This is a genomic window from Inquilinus sp., assembly GCF_039594555.1.
GTDB lineage: Bacteria > Pseudomonadota > Alphaproteobacteria > DSM-16000 > Inquilinaceae > Inquilinus.
The window spans coordinates 1-6,570 of record NZ_JBCNNF010000382.1 but is presented as its reverse complement, the minus strand read 5'-3'; the positions used below and the strand labels follow the sequence as shown (position 1 = coordinate 6,570).

At 69.9% G+C, this 6,570-nt stretch carries 5 protein-coding genes and 1 pseudogene; all 6 read left to right on the top strand.

Features of this window, described 5'->3' with window-relative positions; all coding sequences use genetic code 11:
* Positions 1–214 (top strand): annotated as a pseudogene (locus ABDW35_RS29195) (short-chain dehydrogenase); the annotation flags it as partial.
* Complete coding sequence (locus ABDW35_RS29190) at positions 214–1,542, top strand: FAD-binding oxidoreductase (RefSeq protein ID WP_343717362.1); 1,329 nt, start codon at positions 214–216, stop codon at positions 1,540–1,542. The pseudogene ABDW35_RS29195 and the gene ABDW35_RS29190, both read left to right, overlap by 1 nt.
* Positions 1,543–1,616: 74 nt before the next feature.
* Positions 1,617–3,290: a peptide ABC transporter substrate-binding protein gene (locus tag ABDW35_RS29185; RefSeq protein ID WP_343717361.1), complete on the top strand. Its 1,674-nt coding sequence runs from the start codon at positions 1,617–1,619 to the stop codon at positions 3,288–3,290.
* Between the two features lie 34 nt (positions 3,291–3,324).
* Entirely contained in the window at positions 3,325–4,275 is a 951-nt protein-coding gene (locus tag ABDW35_RS29180; protein WP_343717360.1) for an ABC transporter permease, read from the top strand.
* Between the two features lie 244 nt (positions 4,276–4,519).
* Positions 4,520–5,407, top strand: coding sequence for an ABC transporter permease (locus ABDW35_RS29175; protein WP_343717359.1), 888 nt, complete (start codon positions 4,520–4,522; stop codon positions 5,405–5,407).
* The gene (locus ABDW35_RS29170) at positions 5,407–6,420 is read left to right on the top strand and encodes an ABC transporter ATP-binding protein (RefSeq protein ID WP_343717358.1); all 1,014 of its coding nucleotides are present in this window, start codon (positions 5,407–5,409) and stop codon (positions 6,418–6,420) included. Before ABDW35_RS29175 ends, ABDW35_RS29170 begins: the two co-directional genes overlap by 1 nt.
* Positions 6,421–6,570: the final 150 nt, after the last annotated feature.

Here is a 6,570-nt window from a genome sequence, read left to right as displayed (position 1 = left end):
CCGCCATGCCGGCTGGGACGAGGGCGTGCGCGCCACCGCGATCTGCCCCGGCTTCGTCGCCACCGACATGGCGGCGGGGCTGACCAACCGGCCGCCCGAGGCGATGACCCAGCCGCAGGACGTGGCGCGCATCGTCGCCTTCCTGCTGGACCTGCCGGACACGGCGAGCATCGCCGAGATCCCGATCAATTCGACGCTTGAGGAGAGCTGGTGATGGGCCCGCAGGTCGAGAGCGTCGAGCCCGATGCCGTGCTGCCGCCGCGCGCCGACGTGGTCATCGTCGGCGGCGGCATCATCGGCACCAGCGCGGCCCTGGCCCTCGCACAGCGCGGCGTCTCCGTGGCGCTGTGCGAGAAGGGCCACATCGCCGGCGAGCAGTCCAGCCGCAACTGGGGCTGGTGCCGCAAGACCCGGCGCGATCCGCGGGAGATCCCGCTGGTGATCGAGAGCATGCGGCTGTGGGAGGGCATGAACCAGACGGTGGAGGCCGAGACCGGCTTCCGCCAGAGCGGCATCCTGTTCGCGGTCGAGACCGACCAGGAGATCGCGGAATACGAGGCCTGGCTGGAGCATGCCCGTCCCTATCAGCTCGACGCCCGGCTGATCACCCCGGCCGAGTTCGACCGGCTGATGCCCGGCGCCGGCGGCCGCTGGAAGGCGGCGCTGTACTCTGCCTCCGACGGGCGGGCGGAGCCGCAGCGCGCCGCCCCGGCCATCGCCCGCGCCGCGCAGCGGGCCGGCGCCGCGATCCTGACCGACTGCGCCGTGCGCGGCGTCGAGCGGGCCGGCGGGCGCATCAGCGGCGTGATGACCGAGCGCGGCCGCATCGCCTGCGACACGGTGATCGTCGCCGGCGGCGCCTGGTCGCGGCGGTTCCTCAAGGATCTCGGCCTGACCCTGCCGCAGCTCAAGGTCCGGGCCAGCGTACAGCGCACGGCGCCGCTGGCGGGCGCGCCGGAAACCGCGATGTGGTCGAAGGAGTTCGCGCTGCGCAAGCGCCATGACGGCGGGTATACCATCGCCAACGGCAATTCCAACATCGCGCCGCTGGTGCCGGACAGCTTCCGCTTCTTCGGCGATTTCCTGCCGGCGCTGCGGATGGAATGGTCGGCGCTGAAGCTGCGGATCGATGACCGCTTCCTGCAGGAATGGCGGGAGGCGGCGCCGGTGCCGCTGGACCAGGTCTCGCCCTATGAGAAGGCGCGGGTGCTGGATCCGGCGCCCGACCGCGCCGCCAACCGCCAGGCCATGGCCGACCTGGCGAAGCAGTTCCCGGCCTTCGCCGGCGCCAAGGTGGTGCAGGAATGGGCCGGGCTGATCGACGTCACGCCCGACGCGGTGCCGGTGATCTCGACGGTCGAGCAGGTGCCGGGGCTGGTGGTGGCGACCGGGTTCTCCGGCCACGGCTTCGGCATCGGTCCCGGGGCCGGGCACCTGGCCGCCGACCTGGCGACCGGCGCCCGCCCGATCGTCGACCCGAAGGATTTCCGCTTCTCTCGCTTCACGGACGGATCGAAGCCCCGGCCGATGGCCGGGGTCTGACGCGGCCCTGCGGGGAGACGGGCGCAGACCCGCCCCCGCCGGGCCTTGGAGGCCACGAATAAGGGAGCTTCACCATGACCGACAAGGATCTGTCGTTCCCCCAGACCTCCCGCCGCCGCTTCCTGGCGACGGGGCTCGCCGCCGGCACGGCGGTCTGGCTCGGCCCAGGCCAGGGCTGGGTCAAGGCCGCCCGCGCCGCCGGGCCGCCGGCCAAGGCGACCGGCCAGGCCGTGATCGGCCTGTCGCAGGAGCCGACGGTGTTCAACCCGCTGATGCTGCACATTGAGGTCGACGAGGCGGTCTATTTCAACCTGTTCAGCGCGCTGTGGCAGGTCGACCCGCAGGGCAAGTTCATCCCCGACCTGGCGGCCGATGTGCCGACCCTGGAGAATGGCGGCATCTCCGCCGACGGCCTGACCTGGCGCATCAAGCTGCGCGACAACGTCAAATGGCATGACGGCACGCCCTTCACGGCGGAGGATGTGAAGTACTCGATCGACCTGATCAACAACCCGAAGTTCCGCGCCGGCCGGCGGGCCGGGCACGAGCTGGTGCGCGACATCACCGTGGTCAGCCCGACCGAGCTGACCTGGAAGCTGGAGAAGCCCTACGCGCCGTACCCGTCGATCCTGTCCTGGACCTTCATCGTGCCGAAGCACCTGATGGAGAAGGAGGCCGACCCCAACGCCTCGACCTTCGCCACCAAGCCGGTCGGCACCGGGCCGTTCAAATGGGTCGAGCGCGTGCCGGGCGACCACATCACCCTGGCCGCGCATGAGGGCTATCACCTGGACGGGCCGTATCTCGAGCGGCTGGTCGTCAAATACATTCCCGACCTGACCGTCCTGTTCACCCAGTTCACCACCGGCGACATCGACTATATCGGCCTGCAGGGCATCACCGCCGACCATTACGAGGAGGCCAAGGGCCTGGCCGACCGCGACGTCTCGCCGGTGCCGCAGGCATTCATCGAGAACATCGCGCTGAATCTCGGTATGCCGGTGTTCCAGGACCCGGCGGTGCGCGAGGCTCTCTACACCGCGATGGACAAGCAGAGCATCATCGACAGCATCTATTACGGCCTGCCGACGCCGTCGGAATCTTTCCTGCCGAAGCAGTCCTGGGCGTTCAACCCGGACCTGCCGAAGCAGAGCTACGATCCCGAGAAGGCGAAGCAGATCCTCGACGCCGCCGGCTGGAAGCCGGGCGGCGACGGCATCCGCGAGAAGAACGGCATCCGCCTCGAATTCGTCAACTCGACCACCGCCGGCAACCATGTGCGCGAGCAGGCGCAGCAGCTGCTGCAGCAGAACTGGCTCGACATCGGCGTCAAGATGACCATCAACAACCTGCCCCCGGCGGTGATGTGGGGCGACTACTGGATGCAGTCGAAGTTCGAGACGGCGATGGTCGGGATCTACTTCATGGTCGGACCCGATCCCGACGCGACCGACTATTTCTCCAGCCGCTCGATCGGCGCCAAGGGCGGCGGCGGCCAGAACACGACGCAGTATGAGAGCGCCGATGTCGACAAGCTGCTGGCCGAGGGCGCGTCGACGGTTGACGTCGCCAAGCGCAAGGCGGCCTACCTCAAGATGCAGGAGTTCACGCGCAAGGACCTGCCGTATCTGCCGATCTTCCAATACGCCATGGTCCAGGGCGTGAAGAAGGGGCTGACCGGCTTCACCCCCAACGTCAACGTCCAGGAGAATTGCTGGAACGCCCGCACCTGGTACTGGGCTACCTGAGGCCGCGGCCGCCCGGGGCAGAGGAGGCCAGGTCATGGCGCATTTCCTGTTCGGCCGAGCGCTGCAGAGCCTGCTGCTGCTGTGGCTCGTGTCGATGATCGGCTTCGCCGTGCTGCACCTGACCCCGGGCGGCCCGCTGTCGCAATTCGCCCTGGTGCCGGGCATGACGCAGGCGCGGCTGGCCGAGATCGCCCATGAGATGGGCCTCGACCGCTCCCTGCCGGTGCAATACTGGGAATGGGCCAGCCGGCTCCTGACCGGCGACTGGGGGCGGTCCTACCGCGACCAGTCGCCGGTGCTGGACGTGATCGGCTCGCATCTCTTCGCCACGGTCGAGCTGATGGCGACGGCGATCCTGATCGCGGTGCTGCTCGGGGTCTGGATCGGCGTCATGGGGGCGGTGCGGCGCTACTCCTTCGCCGACGTGCTGGCGACGGTCGGCGCCATGGTCGCGCTGTCGATCCCGACATTCTGGTTCGGCCTGGTGGTGATCTACATCTTCTCGGTCCGGCTGCAATGGCTGCCGGCCGGCAACATGTACACGGTCGGCGACGGATCGCTGCTCGACTTCCTGCACCACCTGATCGCGCCGGCCCTGGTGCTGGCGCTGGTCGAGGTGGCGGTGTGGAGCCGCTACATGCGCGCCTCGATGATCGACGTGATCAACCAGGACTATATCCGCACCGCCCGGGCCAAGGGCCTGCCGGAGAAGCGGGTGCTGATCCGCCACGCGCTGCGCAATGCCCTGCTGCCGATGATCACCCTGGCGGGGCTGGAGCTGCCGACGCTGCTGGGCGGCGCGCTGGTGACCGAAACGGTGTTCACCTGGCCCGGCATGGGCCGGCTGTTCCTCGATTCCCTCGGCTACCGCGACTACCCGGTGGTGATGGGGATCCTGATGGTCTCGGCCCTGCTGGTGCTGCTCGGCAACCTCTTGGCCGACATCCTCTGCGCGGTGGCCGATCCGCGCATCCGGCTGGATTGAGGGGGATCATGGAACTCGCATATCCCGGCCAAAAGCAAAAGAGTCCCCCCTCCCCCCGCGGGAGGGGGGTAGGGGGAGGGGGTTCTAACCGCCTATGCCGGCGCCAGGACGCCGTTGACCGTGATGGCTTGGACGATCCCGATTCACTCGCGCGCGGACGCGCCCAGACCCCTCCCCCTGCCCCCCTCCCGCAAGGGGAGGGGGGACTAAAAGGGCGATGGATGAGCTTGATCGGGAGGAGGTGATGACCCTGGCCGCTGCCGATCCGAATGCCGCCGCCGAGACCGCCCGCCGCACCGGCAACCGCGGCTGGCGCCGCTTCCGCCGGCACCGGCTGGCGATGGTCGGCGTCGCCTGCATCCTGCTGCTGGTGCTGGCCTGCGTCGCCGGGCCGTGGCTGCTGCCCTTCGATGATCTGCGCATCGACATGCGCGCCCGCTTCGCGCCGCCGCTGACCGGGTGGCACCTGTTCGGCACCGATCCGCTGGGCCGCGACCTCTGCGCCCGGCTGCTGATGGCCGGGCGGATCTCGCTGTCGGTCGCCTTCGCGGCGATGGTGATCAGCACCATCGTCGGCTCCGCCATCGGTGTGATCGCCGGCTATTACGGCCGGGCGGTCGGGGCGGTGCTGATGCGGCTGGTCGACGCCATGCTGTGCTTCCCCGCCGTGTTCCTGCTGCTGACGCTGGCGGCGCTGCTGAAGCCCGACCCGATCATGATCACCCTGATCATCGCCGCCACCAGCTGGATGGAGGTGGCGCGCGTGGTGGAAAGCCAGATCCGCACCTTGCGGGAACGCGACTTCGCCCTGGCGGCGGAGATGATGGGCGCGTCCGACGCCCGGATCATGGTCGACGAGCTGCTGCGCAACGCCGTCGGCCCGATCGTCGTCGCCGCCACCCTGACCGTCGCCCGCGCCATCCTGATGGAGGCCTATATCAGCTTCCTCGGCTACGGCATCCAGCCGCCGACGGCGAGCTGGGGCAACATGCTGAACAACGCCCAGCAATACCTGACCTCGGCCCCCTGGCTGGCGCTGGTGCCGGGCATCGCCATCACCCTGGCGGTGACCAGCTTCAACTTCATCGGCGACGGGCTGCGCGACGCGCTCGACGCCCGGCTGGAATCGTGATGACGGACGCCCCGATCCTCGAGGTCCGCGACCTGGCCGTCACCTTCCGCGGCGAGGCCGGGGCGCTGACGGTGGTCAACGACGTCTCCTTCTCGGTCCGCCGCGGCGAGACCCTGGCGCTGGTCGGGGAGTCGGGGTCGGGCAAGAGCGTCACCAGCCTGGCGGTGCTGCGCCTGCTGCCGCCGGCGCCGCGCTGCACCATCGCCGGATCGGTCGTCTTCACCGGCCATGACGGCCGCAGCCGCGACCTGCTGCAGCTGCCCCCCGAGGCGATGCGGGCGGTGCGCGGCGACGAGATCTCGATGATCTTCCAGGAGCCGATGACCTCGCTGAACCCGGTGCACCGGATCGGCGACCAGATCGCCGAGGCCGTGACCTTCCATCGCGGCCTCGGCCGCAGGCAGGCGCTGGCGCGGGCGGAGGAGCTGCTGGAGCTGGTCGGTATCCCGGAGCCGCGGCGGCGCCTTTCCGCCTTTCCGCATCACCTGTCGGGCGGCATGCGCCAGCGCGTCATGATCGCCATGGCGCTGGCCTGCGACCCCAGCCTGCTGATCGCCGACGAGCCGACCACGGCGCTGGACGTCACCGTCCAGGCCGGGATCATCGACCTGCTGAAATCGCTGCAGGCGAAGACCGGCATGGCGATCATCTTCGTCACCCACAATCTCGGCGTGGTGGCCGAGATCGCGGACAGCGTCATGGTCATGTATGCCGGCCGCATCGTCGAGCGCGGCGACGCCGTCGGCCTGCTGCAGCGGCCGCGCATGCCCTACACCCAGGGGCTGCTGCGCTCGGTGCCGCGGATCGACCGGCTCGATTTCGGCGGCGGCGTGCTGCCGGCGATCCCGGGCAGCGTGCCGGACCCCGGCCGGCTGCCGCCCGGCTGCTCCTTCCACCCGCGCTGCGGCCACGCCCGCCCCGGCGCCTGCGACGCCGCGGTGCCGGCGCTGGAGGAGGCCGATGGCCGGGTGGTGCGCTGCCTGCGCTGGCGCGAGATCGAGGCGGGGGCATGATGCAAGGTTCGGTGAAGAGCGGTTCGCGCCAGCTAGGAGACCGTCATCGCGAGGTGCGAAGCACCGTGGCGATCCAGGGGGCGGTGCCGCTGGATTGCCACGCCCCTTCGGGGCTCGCAATGACGGTCCTTGGCGTCGGGGTCGGTGCGC